The 19,313-nt window shown below is 73.5% G+C and carries 15 protein-coding genes and 1 tRNA gene; 10 read left to right on the top strand and 6 right to left on the bottom strand.

The window, feature by feature from the left end; genetic code table 11:
- Positions 1 to 4: 4 nt before the first annotated feature.
- Together IE267_RS30755 and IE267_RS30750 are read right to left on the bottom strand one after the other, a co-directional pair.
- Entirely contained in the window at positions 5 to 862 is an 858-nt protein-coding gene (locus IE267_RS30755) for a spermidine synthase (RefSeq protein WP_189765425.1), read from the bottom strand.
- A 53-nt stretch (positions 863 to 915) separates the two neighbouring features.
- Complete coding sequence (locus tag IE267_RS30750; RefSeq protein WP_373300115.1) at positions 916 to 1,401, bottom strand: hypothetical protein; 486 nt, start codon at positions 1,399 to 1,401, stop codon at positions 916 to 918.
- Positions 1,402 to 1,632: 231 nt separating this feature from the next.
- Here IE267_RS30750 and IE267_RS30745 point away from each other — a divergent pair, with 231 nt between their 5' ends.
- Positions 1,633 to 3,060 (top strand): NsdA family TPR-like regulatory protein, encoded by a 1,428-nt coding sequence (locus IE267_RS30745; RefSeq protein ID WP_373304612.1) that lies wholly within the window; start codon positions 1,633 to 1,635, stop codon positions 3,058 to 3,060.
- A 354-nt stretch (positions 3,061 to 3,414) separates the two neighbouring features.
- Here the strand turns inward: IE267_RS30745 and IE267_RS30740 are convergent, their stop codons facing one another.
- The gene (locus tag IE267_RS30740) at positions 3,415 to 4,020 is read right to left on the bottom strand and encodes a histidine phosphatase family protein (protein WP_167153043.1); all 606 of its coding nucleotides are present in this window, start codon (positions 4,018 to 4,020) and stop codon (positions 3,415 to 3,417) included.
- A 204-nt stretch (positions 4,021 to 4,224) separates the two neighbouring features.
- Between IE267_RS30740 and IE267_RS30735 the strand changes: the two genes are divergently transcribed.
- The 7 genes from IE267_RS30735 (at position 4,225) to IE267_RS30705 (ending at position 10,736) form a co-directional block, all read left to right on the top strand.
- On the top strand, positions 4,225 to 5,112 hold the full coding sequence (locus IE267_RS30735) for a phosphatase PAP2 family protein (RefSeq protein ID WP_161245361.1): 888 nt from the start codon (positions 4,225 to 4,227) through the stop codon (positions 5,110 to 5,112).
- Positions 5,033 to 6,181, top strand: coding sequence for a hypothetical protein (locus IE267_RS30730; protein WP_189765424.1), 1,149 nt, complete (start codon positions 5,033 to 5,035; stop codon positions 6,179 to 6,181). The genes IE267_RS30735 and IE267_RS30730 overlap by 80 nt, the downstream gene beginning before the upstream one ends.
- On the top strand, positions 6,172 to 7,761 hold the full coding sequence (locus tag IE267_RS30725) for a hypothetical protein (RefSeq protein WP_189765423.1): 1,590 nt from the start codon (positions 6,172 to 6,174) through the stop codon (positions 7,759 to 7,761). Before IE267_RS30730 ends, IE267_RS30725 begins: the two co-directional genes overlap by 10 nt.
- Positions 7,758 to 9,089 (top strand): AAA domain-containing protein, encoded by a 1,332-nt coding sequence (locus IE267_RS30720; protein WP_189765422.1) that lies wholly within the window; start codon positions 7,758 to 7,760, stop codon positions 9,087 to 9,089. The genes IE267_RS30725 and IE267_RS30720 overlap by 4 nt, the downstream gene beginning before the upstream one ends.
- Positions 9,090 to 9,476: 387 nt before the next feature.
- A complete protein-coding gene (locus IE267_RS30715; RefSeq protein ID WP_161245365.1) occupies positions 9,477 to 9,824 on the top strand; it encodes a DUF8844 domain-containing protein in 348 nt (115 codons plus the stop codon).
- Positions 9,825 to 9,955: 131 nt separating this feature from the next.
- Positions 9,956 to 10,672 carry a bifunctional DNA primase/polymerase gene (locus IE267_RS30710; RefSeq protein WP_189765421.1) on the top strand — a complete coding sequence of 239 codons (717 nt, stop codon included), beginning with the start codon at positions 9,956 to 9,958 and terminating at the stop codon, positions 10,670 to 10,672.
- Positions 10,663 to 10,736: transfer RNA gene (locus IE267_RS30705), tRNA-Lys, on the top strand. The genes IE267_RS30710 and IE267_RS30705 overlap by 10 nt, the downstream gene beginning before the upstream one ends.
- Before the next feature lie 59 nt (positions 10,737 to 10,795).
- Here IE267_RS30705 and IE267_RS30700 read toward each other — a convergent pair.
- On the bottom strand, positions 10,796 to 12,067 hold the full coding sequence (locus IE267_RS30700; protein ID WP_167153039.1) for a M6 family metalloprotease domain-containing protein: 1,272 nt from the start codon (positions 12,065 to 12,067) through the stop codon (positions 10,796 to 10,798).
- Positions 12,068 to 12,643: 576 nt separating this feature from the next.
- Here IE267_RS30700 and IE267_RS30695 point away from each other — a divergent pair.
- Positions 12,644 to 14,413, top strand: a complete 1,770-nt coding sequence (locus IE267_RS30695) for a putative bifunctional diguanylate cyclase/phosphodiesterase (RefSeq protein WP_229861512.1) — start codon at positions 12,644 to 12,646, stop codon at positions 14,411 to 14,413.
- A 75-nt stretch (positions 14,414 to 14,488) separates the two neighbouring features.
- Here the strand turns inward: IE267_RS30695 and IE267_RS30690 are convergent, their stop codons facing one another.
- Both IE267_RS30690 and IE267_RS30685 read right to left on the bottom strand, forming a co-directional pair.
- Positions 14,489 to 16,189, bottom strand: coding sequence for a glycosyl hydrolase family 18 protein (locus IE267_RS30690; RefSeq protein WP_167153038.1), 1,701 nt, complete (start codon positions 16,187 to 16,189; stop codon positions 14,489 to 14,491).
- A 487-nt stretch (positions 16,190 to 16,676) separates the two neighbouring features.
- Complete coding sequence (locus tag IE267_RS30685) at positions 16,677 to 17,804, bottom strand: LLM class flavin-dependent oxidoreductase (protein WP_189765420.1); 1,128 nt, start codon at positions 17,802 to 17,804, stop codon at positions 16,677 to 16,679.
- 86 nt (positions 17,805 to 17,890) lie between these two features.
- On the opposite strand from IE267_RS30685, the gene IE267_RS30680 reads away from it, so the two are divergent.
- Positions 17,891 to 19,291, top strand: a complete 1,401-nt coding sequence (locus IE267_RS30680; RefSeq protein ID WP_189765419.1) for an amidase — start codon at positions 17,891 to 17,893, stop codon at positions 19,289 to 19,291.
- Positions 19,292 to 19,313 lie beyond the last annotated feature (22 nt).

The raw sequence follows: 19,313 nt of genomic DNA, 5'->3' as shown, positions 1-19,313 counted from the left end.
CGGCTCAACGGAACGCGGAGGCGGGCGGGGCCGGCGAGGGCTTCGCGCTCGCGTCGCTCACCGCGACCGCCCCGCCGGTGAAGTCGGCGAGCTCGCGCCCGTGCTGGACGCGCCCGGGGTGCGGGTCGCCCGCGATCCTCCGGGTCAGCTCGGCGACCGGCAGCGGCCCGGCCGAGCAGACGAGTACCGCGTTCCCGAACCGCTTGCCGCGCAGCACCGTCGGGTCGGCGGCGAGGGCCAGCTCGGCGAACACCCCGGCGGCGGTGGCGATCTGGCCCCGCAGGTGCGCGAGCGGCGGCCCGTCTGCGAGGTTCGCGGCGTACGTGCCGGACGGCTTCAGGACCCGGCGCACGTCGGCGAGGAACTCGGTGCTGGTCAAGTGGGCCGGGGTGCGGGCCCCGCTGAACACGTCCGCGATGACGAGGTCGGCCCAGGCGTCGGGCAGCTTGGCGAGCCCCGCCCGCGCGTCCCCGCCGCGCACCCGGATCCGGGCCCCGGGGTCGAGGGGCAGCTCCCGGCGTACGAGCTGGACCAGCGCCGCGTCGAGCTCCACGACCTGCTGGGTGGAGCGGGGGCGGGTGGCCGCGACGTAGCGGGCCAGGGTGAAGGCGCCGCCGCCCAGGTGCAGCACGTTCAGGGCCTGGCCGGACGGGGCCGCGAGGTCGATGACATGGCCGAGGCGGCGCTGGTACTCGAAGGTCAGCCGGTCCGGCGCTTCGAGGTCCACGTGCGACTGGGGCGCACCGTCCAGCAGCAGCGTCCACCCGCCGGCGCGGTCCCGGTCGGGTATGAGTTCGGCGAGGCCGCCGTCCACCGTCTCGACGACGGGCTCCGGCCCGCGCCGCCTGCTGCTCTTCGCCATCCGGCCATTATCGACCGCCCGGACGGGTGCCGCCTTCCCGGGCCGGGGCCGCCTCAGCGGCCCTCGGCCTCGCGGATGCCGTCGGCAGCCTCGATCATCCGGGCCGCCTCACCCAGGGCCGCGCGCAGCAGGCCCGGGTCGGTGACCTCGGTGGTGTTCGGCGGCAGGAGCCAGCCCGAGCCGGTGACGGGCGGCTCGACCGGCAGGCCCTCGATGCGAAGCCCGCGCCCGTTGGTCTCCGTACACGCACTGCCCGGCACGTCCCAGGCGGCGGCGGTGCCGGACGGCACCAGGAAGCCGAGGGTGTCACAGGCCCCGTCGTGCAGGACCGGGCCCACGGCGGCCGGGGCGGCGCCACGACGGATGATGTCGACGGCCTCCAGGCCCTGCCGGGCGGGGACGGTCACCAGGTCGCAGGGCTCCTCCGCGGCGCCGCACGCGGCGGCCGGGGGTGCGCTCGCCTGCGGTGAGTGCGGGTGGCGGACGGTCGTCGTCTGCGTAGCCGAGACGGGGAAGTCGAGGTCGGTGTCGGTGTTCACGCAGTCCTCCAACAAGGCAAGCCCTCCGCGTCGCGCGGTGTTCTGGTGCTCTCCACAGGGTTCAACGCCCTTGCGCGTCAAGGGGAACGGCGGCACGCCGCCGCAAAGGATGGCAGTTCATGGCGGATCGCGGGTGAGATATCCGTTTTGTAGGCAAACGCTGTGTGAGCGACCCGTCACAGCAGGTACGTTCTTGCTCCGCATCACCCCGCCAGAGAGAGCTGTCCAGCCATGGCGTCGTCACCAGATCCCCAGGCAGACCCCCGGGTGAACACGCGGACCCCGCAGAGTCCGGGCCGGCTCACCCGCGAACCCAACCTGGCCTTCCGGCAGTTGAGGGGCGCCCGCTCACCGGGCGAGTTCGCGGCCGCGGTCCGCCGCGCCGCGCGCGAGATCGGCGAGCAGGTCGCCTGCGACGCCCGCTACATCGGACGCGTGGAGAACGGCGAGATCCGCTGTCCCAATTACGCCTACGAACGGGTCTTCCGGTTCATGTTCCCGGGTTTGACCCTTGCGGATCTGGGGTTCTCGGCGAGAGAAACGGTACGTGGACGGGGGGCGCGGCCGGCCTCCGGCACAGCAGCCCTGCTCCACCTCACGCCCCGCCCCACCGAACCGCCCCCGCACGACTCGTCCCACCAACACCACCAGAACCACGAGGAGAGCGACGTGCTGCGTCGCGCATTCATGACGGGCTCCACCGCCACCGTGGCGGCCGTCTCGCTGGGCCTCGGCCCGGCAACCGCCCATGCCACCCAGCGCGTCGGCGAGGCCGAGGTGAGCGCCGTCGAGGACGCGGTGCGCAGGATCAGGCTCCTGGACGACCGGCACGGCGCCGACGGGCTCTACCAACGGGCCGCCCAGCCGCTGCGCACCGCCTACGCCCTGCTCGACGCGAGCGCGTCCCGGCCCTCCACACAGGAGCGGCTGCACACCGGCGCCGGTGAACTGGCCATCTCCGTGGGCTGGTTGGCGCACGATTCGGGCCGCTTCGGCGAGGCCCAGTCGCACTACGCGGAGGCGCTCGCCACGTCCCGGCTCGCCGGCGACCCGGGCCTTGAGGCGCACGCGTTCTGCAACATGTCGTTCCTGGCCCGGGACATGGGGCGGCCGCGCGAGGCGATGCGGGCGGCGCAGGCGGGCGAGCGGGCCGCCCGGGCGCTCGGTTCGCCCCGGCTGCTGTCCCTGCTCGCGCTGCGCGAGGCCGGCGGGTGGGCGGGGCTCGGCGACCGCTCGGCGTGCGAGGAGTCGCTCACGCGGGCCCATGCCCACTTCGCGCGGGGTGCCACGGATGCCGACCCGGAGTGGATGACCTTCTTCGTGGAAGCCGAGCTGGAGATGCTGCAGGCACAGTGCTGGTCGGCGCTCGGCGACTGGTCGCGGGCGGCCCGTCACGCCCACCGGGCGGCGGCCCTCCAGGACCCGCACTTCGCACGCAACCTGGCGCTCTACCGGGCCGAACTGGCCGACGACCTCGCCCGGGCCGGCGCCCCCGCCGAATCCGCGGCGGCCGGGCAGGCGGTCCTCGACCTCCTCAGCCAGGTCCAGTCCACCCGAATCCAGGCGATGCTGGCCGACACGTCCCGCATCCTGGCCCCCCACCGGGCGTCCCCCGAGGTGGCCGCCTTCCTGGAACGCCGGTCGGCGGTGGCGGTGTAGCCCCCGCCCACCCCGCAGGGAGCGGCCGAGCGCGGTCACCGTAGGGCCGTTCGCGCAGTTCCCCGCGCCCCCAACCCCGCCTTCGCCCGCGGACCGTGCGTGGCTGATCGCGCAGTTCCCCGCGCCCCTGGCAGTACCGGTACTGGGGCACCTACAGCCCGTCCGGCGATTGAGGACGAGCGCCGTCCAGGCGCGAACGGGGTCTGGGGCGGAGCCCCGAACGGGGTCTGGGGCGGAGCCCCAGGGCTCAGCTCATCCAACCCGCCGCACGGGATGGGGGTCCCCCCTGCTCATTAAGAGCTTGGGGGAGGGTGGGCAAACCCCCCGGGGCCGAGGTAAACCCCCCCCCGTTGCTCACCGCTCAAGGTGCCCCGTGTCGTTCCACCGCTCAACCGCCGGCTCCCCGTACGCCCACCCGAGCACCGACAGCGACGTCGGGTCGAGCCGGATGCGGGCCGCGAAGGACACGTCCTCGCCCAGCCACCGCGCCGCGATCACCCGCAGGATGTGCCCGTGGGCGAACACCAGCACGTCCCGCCCGGCAGACCGCGCCCAGGCGACCACCTCGTCCGCCCGCGCCGAGATCTCCGCCAGGGTCTCCCCGTCCGGCACCCCGTCCCGCCAGATGAACCAGCCGGGCCGCACGGCCTGGATCTCGGGCGGCGCCATGCCCTCGTACGCGCCGTAGTCGAACTCCATGAGCGCGTCCCACGGCTCGGCCCGCTCCCCGAAGCCCGCGAGCTCGCACGTCTCGGCCGCCCGCACGAGCGGGCTGGTGCGGACCTCGACCCCGGGCAGCCCGCCCCACGGCTCGCGGTGCAGCCGCTCGCCGAGCAGCTTCGCGCCGCGGCGGCCCTCCTCCAGGAGGGGGATGTCGGTCCGGCCGGTGTGCTTGCCCGCGAGCGACCACTCGGTCTGCCCGTGCCGGGCCAGCAGGATGCGCGGTGCGGCGGCTGCCATGGGTGTTCTCTCCCGATCCGTACGAAATGTTCCCTATCCATCATCGCGCACGTCCCGAAGCAACCAAGAGCCGGACCTGGGCGTCTGTCCCGAACGCCGGGGTGCTGCGTGAAGGCCATCACTTACACCGTACGGTTGAACGCACGTCGAAAACCCGGAGGCCCCCAGCGGGCAGCCCGAGGACCAGTTGGGGGAACCTGCCGGATGCAGCCGCCGCAGCACGCCACGCGACCGCGCTGGTGGACCGAACTCCCACTCATCGCGCTCATCTACGGGGCGTACACGCTCGGTCGGCTGATCGTACGCGGTGACGAGGCGCGGGCCGTCGAGCACGGTCTGTCCATCCTGCGCCTGGAGAAGGCCCTCCACCTCAACGCCGAGCACCCGCTGAACCGGCTGTTCACGCACACCCCGGCCCTGGGCATACCCGCCGACTTCATATACGCCTCACTGCACTACGTCATCACCCCGGCCGTCCTGATCTGGATGTTCCGCCGCCGCCCCACGCAGTACCGGGCGGCCCGCGGCTGGCTGATGACCTCGACCCTGCTCGGCCTGATCGGCTTCACCTTCCTGCCGACCTGCCCGCCCCGGCTGCTCCCGGCGGTCCACGGCTTCACCGACACGATGGCCCAGTACAGCTCGCACGGCTGGTGGGGCGGCGAGGCCAGCGCGCCGCGCGGGCTCGGCGGCATGACGAACCAGTTCGCCGCGATGCCCAGCCTGCACGTCGGGTGGGCCCTGTGGTGCGGGGTCATGCTGTGGCGGTTCGGCGGCAGCCGGATCACCAGGATCGCCGCCGTCGCCTACCCGCTGACCATCACGTTCGTCGTGATGGGCACGGCCAACCACTATCTGCTCGACGCGGTCGCGGGCGTCGCCGTGATGGGCCTCGGTCTGCTGCTCTCGCGGCCCCTGTTGCGCCTCGCGGAGCGCGTACGGACCCGCTTCGCACCCGCCTCTTCCACCACTGGCTCCTCGATTGTCAGTGCCGGATGCGAGACTTCGGCGGGTGAGCGAATCCCTGGGCAGCGGACGTCCTCCGGCACCCGAGCAGAAGCCGACGACGGCGCTCCGTCGACGGCTCGCTGAACTGCGCGGCCCGGCCACCCCGGCCCGGCCGCTGGACGCACGGGCACTCGCGGCCCTCGCCGCGAACCCGGGCTGCCGCAGACGCGCCCTCCTGGACGGCGCCGGTGTCGACAAGGGCGCGCTCGCCGAGGCGATCGGCTCGCCGTCGGCGGCCTTCGGCCAGTCCCAGTTCGCCTTCATGCGCGGCAATGCCTTCGAGGCCAAGGTGAAGGGCGACGGCGGCACCGAACTGCTGCGCCTGCTGCACGAGCGGATGGGCGAGGGCGCCGAGCCGCCGGGCCAGGCCCCCACCCCCGATCTCGCGGCGGCGGGCCCCGAGGGCCGCGCGGCCCGCACCGCGCTCGCCCTGCGCGAGGCCACCGAGGCCGGCGGCTGGGCGCTGCTCGACCATCCGATGCTGGCCCTGGAGGTCGCGGGCTCCCCCGCCTACCTGGAGCCGGACGCGGTGGTGGTCCACCCCGACGGCCGCTGGACGGTCGTCGAGATCAAGTCCTTCCCGATGATCGACGCGGCGGCCGACCCGTCGAAGGTCGGCGCGGCCGCCCGCCAGTCCGCGGTGTACGTGCTGGCCCTTGAGCGGGTCGCGGTGCTCACCAAGGGCGCCTCGGTGGACCATTCGGTGCTGCTCGTCTGCCCCCGGGACTTCTCCAACCTGCCGACCGCCTCCGTCGTCGACGTGCGCAAGCAACTCGCCGTGACCCGGCGGCAGTTGACGCGGCTGTCCCGGATCGAGGACATCGCGGACGAGCTGCCCCCGGGCACCACGTTCGACCTCGACGGCCAGTCCGGCGCGTCCCTCGCCACCGCCGTCGAGGCCGTGCCCGCGGTCTACGCGCCGGAGTGCCTGGCCGCCTGCGAGCTGGCCTTCCACTGCCGCGGCCGGGCCCGCGAACAGGGCACGGTGACCGCGCTCGGCCGCTCCCTGCGGGGCGAGCTCGGCTCCCTGACGACCGTCGAAGAGGTCCTCGCGGCCGCGCGCGGCGAGTCGGGCGACCCGGCGGACCCGACGGTGGCGGCGGTCCGCCGCGCGGCCGCCCTGCGCGCGGAGGCGGGTGCCCCGTGTCACTGATCGCCACGCTCGCCCGTCTGGAGGCCGTCGAGTCCGGCCGTGCCCAGCCGCTGGCCACCGTCCGCCACCGCCATCTGAGCGAGCGGCCCCTCGTGTTCGTGCCGCTCACCACGGCGGGCGAGGCGGGCGCCCCGCTCGGCGCCCTGGTCGGCACCGACCGCAACGCGCCGACACTGCTCGTGGTCCCCCAGCCCCGGGACCGCGACCTGCGCTTCACGTTCCTGGCCGACCTCGCCGAGGCCGTACTGCCGTACCTTGACGCGTACGCGGCCGACATCGAGCTCACCGAGCGCTCCGAGACCGACCCGGAGACCGGAAAGAAGACCAAGGTCGAGGTCGAACTGTGCGCCGACGCGCCGCAGTTGATCGTCCCCGGCCGGGCCGGTGTCGACTTCGTCCGCCTGCTCGGCCGCTCGATGCGCTTTCGCCGCACCGCCGAGCAGGACCCCGACGCGCCCTACCCGGCGCCGCCCCGGGTCCCCCTGCTCGGCCGCTGGTTCACGCACTACGCCGAGCGCGCCCGTACCCCCGGCGCCGCGCTGCTGCTCGCCGCGACCGACCTCCTGAACCGGCACTGGGCGACCGGCCAGTCCAGCCTGGAGGACCAGCACCTGGGTGCCCTGCTCGCCTGGATCGACCCGCCCGCCGGGGAGCCAGGGGCCGAGGCGGCGCTGCGGGCCGAGCTGGCCCGGGGCGCGGACGGCCAGCTCCTGTGCCCGCCGGCCGGCCCGGCCACCGACCCGGCCTTCGACAACCGGCTGCTCGCGCCCGCCGTGGAGCGCTACGACCGGGCCCGCCAGGCCCTGCAGGCGGCCGAGGACGGCCTGGCCGCGGACGACCGCCTCGGTCAACTGACCGCGGCGGAGCGGGAGATCCGCCGTCTGCTCGCGGCCCAGCTCATGCCGACCTGGTCGGCGGTGTGGCGCGCCCTCGATCTGCTCCGCGAGCTCCCCGAGGGCGACCGGGCAGCCGCGCGCTGGACGAGCGACCGCTGGTCGTTCACCGGGCACCGCGACCGGATCACCGCGGGCGAGCCGCCCCAGCCCCGCCGCGACGACGCGGTGACCGCCGCCACCAAACTGCTGCGCCGCGAGCGCGCGCAGGCCGAGCTGGAGGCGGGCGAGGCCTTGGACGACCCGCTGGTGATGGCGGGCCGCAGGCTCTCGGGCGAGGCGTTCGCGGGCGAGGTCGTCGAGGTGACCCCGGCCTGGTCGGAGTCCAAACGCCCGAGCCCCCGCCCGCTGCTCACCCTGCGCACGGACGACGCCCCGCACCTCGCCGAGGGCGCGAAGGTCTACCGCTCGCTCGACGGCAAGCCGCAGAAGGCCGAGTTCGTGGCGTACGAGCCCGGCGGCGCGCTCGTGCTGCGCGTCCTGGACAAGATGGGCCGCGCCAAGGACCCCGCGCCCGGCTCCGTCCCCGAGAAGGGCGACCGGATCTGCTGGACGCTGTTCGAGCACGAGCAGCGCGGCGCACCCAAGCTGCCCGACCCCGAGGCCACCCCCTGGACGCACGGCGGGCCGCCCGGCGCCGCCACCGCGGAACAGCCCGACGCACCGACCCCCGAGGACCTCCTGTGACCGTCTTCGATCCCGGGGCCGCGGCGACCGCGGCCACCGAGGCGATCCTCGCCGACACCCTGCACGGCTCGGCGCGCGGCGTCGTCGTCGACTCGCCGCCGGGCGCGGGCAAGTCCACGCTCGTGGTCCGCGCGGCCCTCGAACTGGTCGCGGCGGGCCGCCCGTTGATGGTGGTCGCGCAGACCAACTCGCAGGTCGACGACCTGGTGGTGCGCCTCGCCGAGAAGGCACCCGGGCTGCCGGTCGGCCGGCTGCACAGCAGCGACAGCGACCCGTACGACAAGGCGCTCGACGAGCTGGAGAACGTCCGCAAGTCGTCGAAGGCGGGCGATCTCGCGGGGCTCGACGTGGTGATCTCGACGGCCGCGAAGTGGGCGCACGTGAAGGACGTCGAGCCCTGGCGGCACGCGATCGTGGACGAGGCCTACCAGATGCGCTCCGACGCGCTGCTGGCCGTCGCCGGGCTCTTCGAGCGGGCGCTGTTCGTGGGGGACCCGGGCCAGCTCGACCCGTTCGCGATCGCCGACGCCGAGCAGTGGGCGGGGCTCTCCTACGACCCGTCGGCGAGCGCGGTCTCCACGCTGCTCGCGCACAACCCGGAGCTGCCGCAGCACCGCCTGCCGGTGTCCTGGCGGCTCCCGGCGTCGGCGGCGCCGCTGGTCTCGAACGCGTTCTACCCGTTCACGCCGTTCCGCAGCGGCACCGGTCACGGCGACCGGCGGCTCGCCTTCGGCGTCGCCTCGGACGGCTCGGCACCGGACCGCGCGCTGGACGAGGCGGCCGAGTCGGGCTGGGCCCTGCTCGAACTGCCGGCCCGCCACACCCCGCGCACCGACCCGGAGGCGGTCCGCGCGGCCGCCCAGGTCGTACGCCGCCTCCTGGACCGGGGCGGCGCCGCGACCAGCGAGCGCTCCCCCGACCCGGTCCCGCTCACCGCCGACCGGATCGCGGTCGGCACCGCGCACCGCGACCAGGCGGCCGCGATCCGGGCGGCGCTGGCGGAGCTCGGCGTGAGCGGGGTGGCGGTCGACACCGCGAACCGGCTCCAGGGAAGGGAGTTCGACGTGACGGTCGTCCTGCACCCCCTCTCGGGCCGCCCGGACGCGACGGCCTTCCACCTGGAGACGGGCCGCCTGTGCGTCCTGGCCTCACGGCACCGGCACGCCTGCATCGTGGTGTGCCGCGCGGGTGTGACCGACCTCCTGGACGACCACCCCTCGACGGAACCGGTCCAGCTGGGCGTGACGGTGAAGTTCCCGGACGGGTGGGAGGCAATGATGTCCACATGGGATCACTGGTCCGAACACCGGGTGGTCTGGCGACCCTGACCGGCGCACCGGGCATCTGGTCGGCGGGCGTCCGGCCCGGCACCGCCCCCTCGCCGGACGGAGTCCGGCACGCCGCCGGAGGCGGCCGAGGGTGACAGCCCCGGACGGGTGGGAGGCGAACCACGCGGTCCTGGCCCATCTCGCCGAGCAGCGCGTCACCTGGCAACCCTGACCCACACCAGCTCCCGCACGCCGGGCGGCCGGCGGGCACGAGGCTCGGCCCGCCGCGGCCACCGGCGCACACCCGTTCCGATGGGGGGATTCGAATGCGCGGGGGCAGCTCCGGGCAGAGGCCCCCGGAAGGCCCCCTTGCGCGGGGGCGGGACAATGGACGGTGGCCCGGGCGCCCCGGAGCCCGAGCGTCGAGCTGCCCGTGGGAGGACAGACATGCCGGAGCACGAGCGGAAAGAGGAGCGGCAGCGGCTGAGGCCGGCTCCGCTGCTCTTCGAGCCGTCCGAGGCCACCGCCGACCCGGAGCACTTCTTCGACCTGGAGTCCATGGAGGACCCCCGGGCGCTCCTGACCCGCTCGACCGAGCTGGCCCTGGCCTTCCGGGCCGCGGCGGACCGGGCGGTCGAGTTCCAGGCGATCGCGGCGGCGCAGCTCGCCGACCCCCGCCGCTTCGACCGGCTGACCCCCGCCGACGTTGCGGAACGGGCCCAGTGGACCGAGGACTACGCGAAGAAGATGATCGAGTTCGGCCGCGATCTGCTGCGCGGCGGCGAGACGCCCTGAGGCGGTCCGGGACCGTTCGACCACGAGCCCGGGGCATATGCCGGAGCGCAAGATACGCCCTCCCGCCGTGCCCTGTCCCGGTTTCCGCCAAGCAGCCGGAGGCGGACGTGGCCGCCCGGTAGACGTAGAGCATGAGCAGTGACAACGGCAGGGGAAGCGGCGTTCACGGGACGGCGACGGGCGGCGGCCCGCTCACGGCGGTCGGCCGCCGCGAGGCGGCGCCCGGGGGCGAGGACGAGCTCGACATCTTCCGGCGCCTGCGCGACGAGGACGGCCACCAGGTCGGCGAGGTGACCGCGGCCGGCGCCGCCTGGCTCTCGTCCGCGGCCACCCACCCGCGCAGCACCCTCGCCCTCTGGGAGGGCCGCCCGGTCGCACCCGGCGTACTGCCCTGCGGCACGGTCTTCGACGTCGTGAACGTCCCCTCGATGTTCGGGCGCCGCATGCTCGACCACCTGTGGACCGAGGGGCCCGGCTCGGGTCCGGTGGCGGTCCACCGCGGGCGGATGCTCCTGTTCGCCGCCCCCGGCACCGCACAGCGCCTGCCCTCGCTCCTGGAGTGGGAGGAGTGGCACGGCTCGGACGTCGCGGTCCCGCCGCTCCTGTGCCACGGCTCGGGCGACGCCGTCACCGTCCCGGCGCTGGTGCGCCCCGGCCCGGACAACACGGGCGCGGCCCGCTGGCTGGTGGCGCCCGACACCCGCCGGCCCTGGCTGCCGGGCCCCGACGTCCTGCTGTGGGCCTGTGTCCGGGCCGCCAGGAACGAGCCCACGGACGCTCCCCGCATATCGATTTTTCCTCGCGCGGATCAGGATGCTAATGTCTACGACGTCAGCAGGCGCCGCTAGCTCAGTTGGTTAGAGCAGCTGACTCTTAATCAGCGGGTCCGGGGTTCGAGTCCCTGGCGGCGCACAGACAGAAGAAGCCCCTCGCGCGAGCGGGGGGCTTCTTCGTGTGCCGACGGCCCGGCCTCAGTGCGAGATCTTGACCGTCCAGGCGCCCGACTTCGTCCGGCCCTCGGCCTCGATCCGGATGCCCTCGCCGGGCACCGTGAACGTCTCGCCGAGCGCGACGGGCGCGTCCGCGAGCGCCGGGTAGACCGACCTCTCCCAGCACGCCTCGGTGTCCGGGTGCGCGTCGAGCACCTCGACCGGCCCGCCGCCCGAGCCCGACCCGCTGCGGACCCGGTAGACGAGCAGGCCCTGGTCGCAGCTGGCCCGGTCCAGGCCGCCCGAGTCCCGTACCTCGATCGCGATCGCCCGGTCCTCGCCGGTGCGCACCACCGCGAGGCGCTTGCCCGCGAGGCCCGCCTTCGCGGGGGACGCGGAGAGGGGCTCCAGGGTGAAGCGGCTCGTGCCGTCGCCCGTCACACAGGTGACCTCCCGCCGGTCGAGCCAGCCCAGCTTCCACTTCTGCCAGCCGAACAGGTCGGGCGCCGTGCCGAACTGACTGCCCATCACATCCCAGTCGCCGACGTAGGTGTCCCAGTCGCCGTTCTTGCCGTCCTGCGGCCGGTGGTAGAGGTCGGGCAGGTCGAAGACGTGTCCGGTCTCGTGGGCCAGCACGTTGCGGTCCGGCGGGTGGTGCTCGAAGACGGTCACGACCCGGTTGATGTCCCGCCCGTCCGCGCGCACCGGCCGGTCGAAGTTCACGACCTTCGTCGCGTCGGAGTCGACCCCGGGCGCGTCCGGGTCGGCGACCAGATAGACGATGTCGTACTTCGAGAAGTCGGTGGTCGGGTCGGCCGCCTTGATCGCGTCCATCAGATAGCGGGTGCGCTGCGCCGGGTCCCAGTCGCGCTCTATGCGGTACGAGGTGGACGCGGAGGGCATCCGCACCCAGCGGCGCTGCGGCTCGGCATTCAGATGGAACTTGCCGTACGAGGCCTGCTCGAAGAAGCGGCTGGTGGCGGGGAAGTAGTCGGCCGCCAGGTCATCGGGGGCGGTGGCGGGCTTCGAGTCCGGGAAGGACAGGAAGACCATGACGGCGTTGAGGGTGCGGACCGGGCGCGGGTAGGCCGCGTTCCAGGTGTCGACGCCGAGCGAGTGGTGGGCGTCGGTCCTGGGCAGGGCGCACGGCGTGGCCGAGCTCACCGCGACGGCGGGCCCCGACACCAGAGAGATGGCGGCGAGCGCCGTGAGGGAGGTGAGCGCCGCCACGGCTCCGCGCAGCCGGACACGCTCCACTCCCCCGGGTGTCTGCTGACGCTGCACGTCGACCTCCGGGAGCGGGATGCGGAACATCCCGCCCACTTTGTGCAGGTTTCTACCGATACGCCCTGTTTTGCTGCCCCGGAAGGGTGAGAGGGCCGACACCCCGATGACTTACCCAAAGTCACGACCGATCACCGAAGGCCCGAGCCCGGCCAGACCCGCGCAGAAACGATCGGTCAGCGATCGACACACGACTCCGGGTGCTCTTGATCACCAGGACGAAGCTGGATCGCGCCTTGCGCCAGCCTCTATGATCGGCACACTTTCCTGCGTGGACGCGGCCTCCCGGGGCGTCGTCCACCTCGGCCGAAGACCCCGAACCACTCCGTACTACCTCTGCACAACTTCGATGCACTGCGGGAGCCAGCGGTGAGCGGAACCTCCGAAGGACCGGGTCAAGCACCCGGGACCATCCGGCCGCCCGTCACAGAGCGTCATGCGGACCGCATCTCGGGCGCCTTGGCGGAACGCCCTGCGGAACGCGCCGGAAACCCCCTGCCCGAGCACCCCCGGGAACCCCGGGGACAGAGCGGCCCCCCACCGGACTCCCCCGCACAGCGACGGGCCCGCTCGCTCGCCGCCCGGGCCGCCCAACTCCTCGACGGGCTGCGGGCCGAACAGAGCGCGCGGTACGCGGTCGGACCCGGCGCCGCCGAACCGAGCGACTACCGGGCCGCGTTCAACGCCGCCCACCTCGCGATGGCGATCGTCGACCGCGAGGGCGTGGTCGTCGCCGCGAACGACGCGCTCGCCGAACTGCTCGGCACCGACCCGGCATCGCTGCACGACCAGGACGCCGCCGACCTCGTCGACCTCGCCGCCGACAACCGCGGCCGGCACGCCTACCACGAGGTGCTGCGCGGCGCCCGCGACCGGTTCCGCTGCACCCGCCGCCTCAAGCACCCCGACGGGCAGTCGCTCTGGGCCGAGGTGACCGTCGCACCCGTACCGGACGGCTCCAGCGTGCTGCTCTCGGTCGCGGACATCAGCGACCGGCGCGAACTCCAGGCCCGCCTGCGCCACCTCCAGATGCACGACCCGGTGACCCGCCTGCCCAACCGCACCCTGTTCTTCGAGCGGCTGACCGCCGCGCTCGAAGCGTCCGCGTACGACGGCCACGGCACCGGCCGCATCGGGATCTGCTACCTGGACCTCGACGGGTTCAAGGCGGTCAACGACACGCTCGGCCACCGGGTCGGCGACCGGCTGCTGAGCGCGGTGGCGGGCCGCCTCACCGAATGCGCCGACCAGGCCGGGTACGCGCGCAGCGGCGGCCACTTGGTGGCGCGGCTCGGCGGCGACGAGTTCGCCGTCCTGGTCGAGGACTCCACGGGTACGGAGCAACTGGCCGAGCTGGCACGGTCCGTGCTGCACGCGCTGCAGCGGCCCTTCGACCTCGCGGGCCAGCGCCTGTCGGTGTCGGCCTCGATCGGGGTGGTGGAGCGGGCCAGCGCCGGCACCACCGCGACCGGCCTGATGCAGGCCGCCGACACCACGCTGTACTGGGCGAAGGCCGACGGGAAGGCCCGTTGGACGCTCTTCGACCCCGAGCGCAACGCCCACCGCATGACCCGGCAGGCGCTGTCCTCCACGCTCCGCCCGGCCGTGGAGCGCGGCGAGTTCACGCTGGAGTACCAGCCGCTCGTCGGAATGGCCGACGGGGTGGTGCACGGAGTCGAGGCGCTGGTCCGCTGGAATCACCCACAATTCGGGATGCTTCCGCCGAATCGGTTCATCGGGATCGCCGAGGAGGACGGCTCCGTGGTGCAGCTCGGCCAGTGGGTGCTGCGCACCGCGTGCCGACAGGCCAGACGCTGGCAGGTCGAGCACCCCGATGTGCCGCCGGTGTTCGTCAGCGTCAACGTCGCCGTGCGCCAGGTGTGGGACTCCGACCTGGTGGCGGACGTGGCGGAGATCCTCGCGGAGACCCAACTCGCGCCCCATCTGCTCCAGTTGGAGCTCACCGAGTCCGCGGTGATGGGTTCGGCGGGCCGCCCGCTCCAGGCCCTTCAGGCGCTGTCGGACATGGGCGTGCACATCGCGATCGACGACTTCGGCACGGGCTACTCCAACCTCGCCTACCTCAGCCGACTGCCCGTCTCCGTCCTCAAGCTGGACGGCTCGTTCGTGCGCGGCTTCCAGTACGACGAGGGCGGCGCGCACCCCAACCCGGCCGACGAGACCATCGTCGAGGCGCTGGTCCAGCTCGCCCACCGGCTCGGGCTCACCGTCACCGCCGAGTGCGTGGAGAGCGCCGAACAGGCCGACCGGCTCGCCCGGATCGGCTGTGACACCGGACAGGGCTGGCTGTACTCGCGGGCGGTCACCCCGGACCGCATCGCCAAGATGATCACGCGCAGCCCGCAGCAGGTCTGACGGGCGGCACGATGACGGCCGCCCCGCTCCTCCACAGGGTGAGGAGCGGGGCGGCCGCGTGTGCGGGGGCCGGGGTCAGCAGGCGCCGAGGTCCTGCCAGACACCCCAGTCGCCGGTGGTGCCGGGCTGCTCGCCCTGCGTCCACCACTTGGCCTTCCAGTTGTGACCGCCGTACGAGACCGTCGTACCGCCGACGTACGTCCCGGCCTTGTCCCACGCCGTGGCGGTGCAGCCGCCGGGCGTCGGGGACGGGCTGTTGGTCGCGGTGGGCGTCGGCGACGGGGAGTTGGTGGCCGTCGGCGTCGGGTCCGGGGTCGAGGAGGGCGAGGAGCCGACCGCGGTCACGATCTGGTTGAGCAGCGTGGTCTTGTCGTCGAGGCCGAGCAGGCTGTACATCATCGCGCCGGCCAGACCGCGCTGGTGGGCGTAGTCGGCGCGGGCCTGGATGGACTTCTGGTCGAGGCCGGTGAAGAACTCGCCGTCCTTGTAGAAGTACGAGGCCTTCGCGTCCGCGTCCCAGAAGGTGGTGGCCGGGTTGTCGACGATGCCGCCGAGCTCCTTGTAGAGCGCGGTGCCCGCGACCTGGCTGGTGGGCCGGGCGTTGGACGGCCCGGTCGCGGTCTGGGCGAGCCCGTTGTTGGTCGCCGGGACGCCCTTCCAGCCGCGGTAGTAGAACTCGTACCCGAGCGTGATCTTGTTGGCGGGGAAGCCGCCCGCGATGCCGTAGGCCGCGTTGCCGTCGATCCAGGAGTCGATCGCGTTGGAGATCGAGTACTTCTGGGTGCCGGGCTTGATGACGTCCGTCGGGTCGTTGGCGGGCGAGACCAGCGGGGACTGGTGGTAGGCGGGGCCGGTCGCGTTCCAGGCGCCGTGCATGTCGTACGTCATGATGTTCGCGTAGTCGAGGTACGCGCCGATCTTGTCCGTCTCGATGTTCTTGATCTTGTCCTGGCCCGCCGGGAGCGCCGCCGTCAGGAGGTAGTGCTTGCCGCCGTGCGCGCTGCCGTACGCGTCCAGCTGCTTGCGGAACTCGGCGAGCAGGGCGGTGTAGTTGGCCTTGTCCTCGGCGCCGTAGTGGTTGCCGAGGTGACCGTCGGGCGAGCCCGGGTACTCCCAGTCGATGTCGACGCCGTCGAAGATCCCGGCCGCCGCGCCCGCGCCGCCGTAGCCGCCGTCGACCGGGAGGTTGCCGGCGATGTACTGGTCGATGCAGGAGGACACGAACTTCTTGCGGCTGGCGTCGGTGAGGGCGGCGTCGTGGAAGTACTTGGAGTACGTCCAGCCGCCGATCGAGATGTTGATCTTCAACTTGGGATACTTCGCCTTCAGTTCCTTGAACTGGTTGAAGACGCCCACGATCGGCTGGTTCCAGGTGTCGGCGACGCCGCTCACGCTGTCGGCGGCCCCGAACGACTTCTGGTAGTCGGCGAACGAATCGCCCGCGCCGTCACCGGCGTTGGGGTTGTTGTCGTCGCCCGCCGCCTTGTTCGCCTCGAAACAGGTGAGGTTGGTGGGGTCGATGTTGCCGAACGAGTAGTTGATGACGTCCAGCTTGCCCGCGATGCCCCGGGTGTCGAGGTGCTTGGGGTAGAAGGCGTTCCCGTACACGCTCCACTGGTCGTAGTACGCGATCTTCACGCCGCCGGTCGAGGGGGCGGCGGCGCTTGGGGCGGTGGTCGCGGCGGATGCGGTGCCGAGGCCCGCGAAGGCGGCCAGGGCGCCGGCGGCGAGCACGGCGGTGCTCAGGGCTGCGACAAGGGGTCTGCGGCGTTGCAAGACGGCCTCCGGGGGGGGTGGAGCACGGGGTGCGGTACGAGTGGGTGAGGAATTGATAGCGATCCCGTCCCGGCCACGTCAATGGTCTGAACCAAATTGAGGACTAGACCAATCCGGGGGCGAATCCCCTTGTCAGGGGCCGAGTTGACCCCCTTTGGCCCTCCGGCCCCCCACAAACAACCGGCCACCCCGCGACTCAAGACCCGCTGTACCACTCCCACCCGATCTCTCGGCCGAGCACCATCACGACCCCCGGCAGGACTCGCGAGGGAGGCACCTGCCGGCCCTGTCAGGGGCGCGGGGAACTGCGCGAGCAGCCCACGGCGGCGCGCACCCGACCACACGACATGCGGAAGAGACCCCTTGCTGCCGGGCACGCCGCAAAGGACCGCTTCCGCATGGGTTCATTTCGCCCGCAGACCGTGCGGGGGCCGGTCGCGCCCGCGCGGCGGAGCCACGCCTGTCGCAGCCCCGCGGCCCCCAGGGGTCAGAGCTCGGGCAGTTCGTACGCGTCGGCCAGCAGCGCGTAGGAGCGGAGGCGGGCCTCCGGGCTGTGCGCGTTGGCCGTCAGCATCAGCTCGTCCGCGCCCGTCCGCTTCTGGAGGTCGTCCAGACCCACCCGCACCTCGTCCGCCGTACCGGAGATCACGTTGGACAGCCAGCTGTCCACGAACTCCCGCTCCAGCGCGCTGAATTGGTAGGCCTCGGCCTCCTCCGGCGTCGGCACGAGCCCGGGGCGCCCGGTGCGGAGCCGGACCATCGAGAGCGCGTTGGTCAGCGTCTGGCGCCGCGCCTCGCGCTCGTCGTCCGCGGCCAGCGCCGAGACACCGATCAGGGCGTACGGCGCGTCCAGGACCGCGGACGGCCGGAAGGAATCCCGGTAGAGGTCGAGCGCCGGGACGGTGTTCGCCGCCGAGAAGTGGTGGGCGAACGCGAACGGCAGCCCGAGCGTGCCGGCCAGGCGGGCGCTGAAGCCGGAGGAGCCGAGCAGCCAGATCGGGGGGCGGCCCGAGGGGCCCTGCACGGGCCCGGGAACCGCGTGGATGCGGGCGTAGGGGTGCCCGTCGGGGAAGTCGTCGTCGAGGAACCGGGTCAGCTCGGCGAGCTGTTGCGGAAAGTCCTCGGCGCCCTCGTTGAGCCGGTCCGTGCGGCGCAGCGCCGCCGCGGTCGCCCCGTCCGTGCCGGGCGCCCGGCCGAGCCCGAGGTCGATACGGCCCGGCGCCATCGCCTCCAGCGTGCCGAACTGTTCGGCGATCACCAGCGGCGCGTGGTTGGGCAGCATCACGCCGCCCGAGCCGAGCCGGATGCGCGAGGTGTGGGCGGCGAGGTGGGCGAGGATCACGGCCGGCGCGGACGAGGCGACGCCCGGCATCGAGTGGTGTTCGGCGACCCAGTGCCGGTGGAAGCCGCGCCGCTCGGCCAGCTGCGCGATCTCCACGCTGGTGCGCAGGGCACGGTTGGCGGTGTAGCCGTTGCCCACGGTCACCAGGTCGAGCACCGACAGGGGCACCGGCGCGGTCCCGGCCGCCGTCCCTCGAATCGCATCCACGTCCACCGGTCCACGCCTCCAGCTCGTCACGTCGTTCGCACCGTGCGTACGGGAACGTACGCACATGGTCAGCTAACAGGAGGGTCTCTCCGTTTTATTCCCGGCGCCGACGCCCCACGTGGCGGGCCGTCGGGATGGGTACGACACCCCTCATGACCGAGCCGAGCGCACTCACCGACCTGACGGCACGTCAACTCCTGTCCGGCTACCGGGCGGGCACCTTCTCACCCCTCGAAGCGACCCGAGCCGTACTGGCCCGGATCGAGGAGATCCAGCCGCGCCTGAACGCGTTCGTGCGCGTCGACACCGAGCCCGCCCTGACCCAGGCCCGCGCCGCGACCGAGCGCTGGCGCGCGGGAGAGCCGAGGGGGCTGCTCGACGGGGTGCCGGTATCCGTGAAGGACACCCTCCTCCAGGCCGGCGGGCCCACCTTGAAAGGGTCCAACACCACAGAGGAGAGCGGCAGTTGGGACGTCGACTCGCCCGCCGTCGCGCGGCTGCGCGAACACGGGGCGGTGCTGATCGGCAAGACGACGACACCCGAGTTCGGCTGGCAGGGCGTGACCGACTCGCCGCGCACCGGCATCACCCGCAATCCGCACGACCCCGCCCGCACCTCGGGCGGCTCCAGCGGCGGCAGCGCGGCGGCGGTCGCGGCCGGGGCGGGGCCGCTGTCGCTCGGCACCGACGGCGGCGGCTCGATCCGGATACCGGCTTCCTTCTGCGGGGTGTTCGGCCTCAAGCCCACCTACGGCCGGGTCCCGCTGCACCCCGCGAGCCCGTTCGGCACGCTGTCCCACGTGGGCCCCCTCGCCCGGGACGCGGCGGACGCGGCGCTGCTCCTCGACGTGATCAGCGGCGCGGACCCGCGCGACCCCACCGCCCTCGAACCGCCCGCCCGCTGCTACGCCGAGGCCCTCGCCGAGGACGCGGCGGCCGGCGTGAAGGGGCTGCGCATCGCCTATTCGCCCTCCTTCGGCGGCCAGGTCGCGGTGCACCCCGAGGTGGCGGCCGCCGTACGGACGGCGGTGACCCGGCTCGCGGACCTCGGCGCCCACGTGGAGGAGGCCGACCCCGACTTCGCGGACCCGATCGACGCCTTCAACGCGCTGTGGAACGCCGGAGCGGCCCGCCTCGTGGAGCAACTGAGCTCGGACACAAGGCAGTTGCTCGACCCCGGACTGCGTGCGATCGCGGCGCGGGGTGCCCGCCTCTCCGCCCTCGACCTGCTCGCCGCCCAGGAGGCCCGGATCGAGCTCGGGCGGCGGATGGCCCGCTTCCACCAGCGCTACGACCTGCTCGCCACCCCGACGCTGCCGATCACCGCCTTCGAAGCCGGCCGGGCCGCCCCGCGGAGCTCAAGGCCCCATCGTTGGACAGGCTGGACGCCGTTCACCTACCCGTTCAATCTGACCCAGCAGCCCGCGGCGACGGTCCCGGTCGGCACGGACGCGAACGGCCTTCCCGTGGGCCTCCAGCTGATCGCCGCGCGCTACGGGGAGCGGACCGTGCTGCGGGCGTCGGCAGCCCTCCAGGGCCGTCCGGGCAGCTGAGTCCGGCGGGCGGCCACGCGGG

It is taken from the genome of Streptomyces xanthochromogenes (genome assembly GCF_014650455.1).
In the GTDB taxonomy this organism is placed as follows: domain Bacteria; phylum Actinomycetota; class Actinomycetes; order Streptomycetales; family Streptomycetaceae; genus Streptomyces; species Streptomyces xanthochromogenes.
Note: the sequence above shows the minus strand (reverse complement) of the source record. Positions and strands in the feature narration are given on the sequence as shown.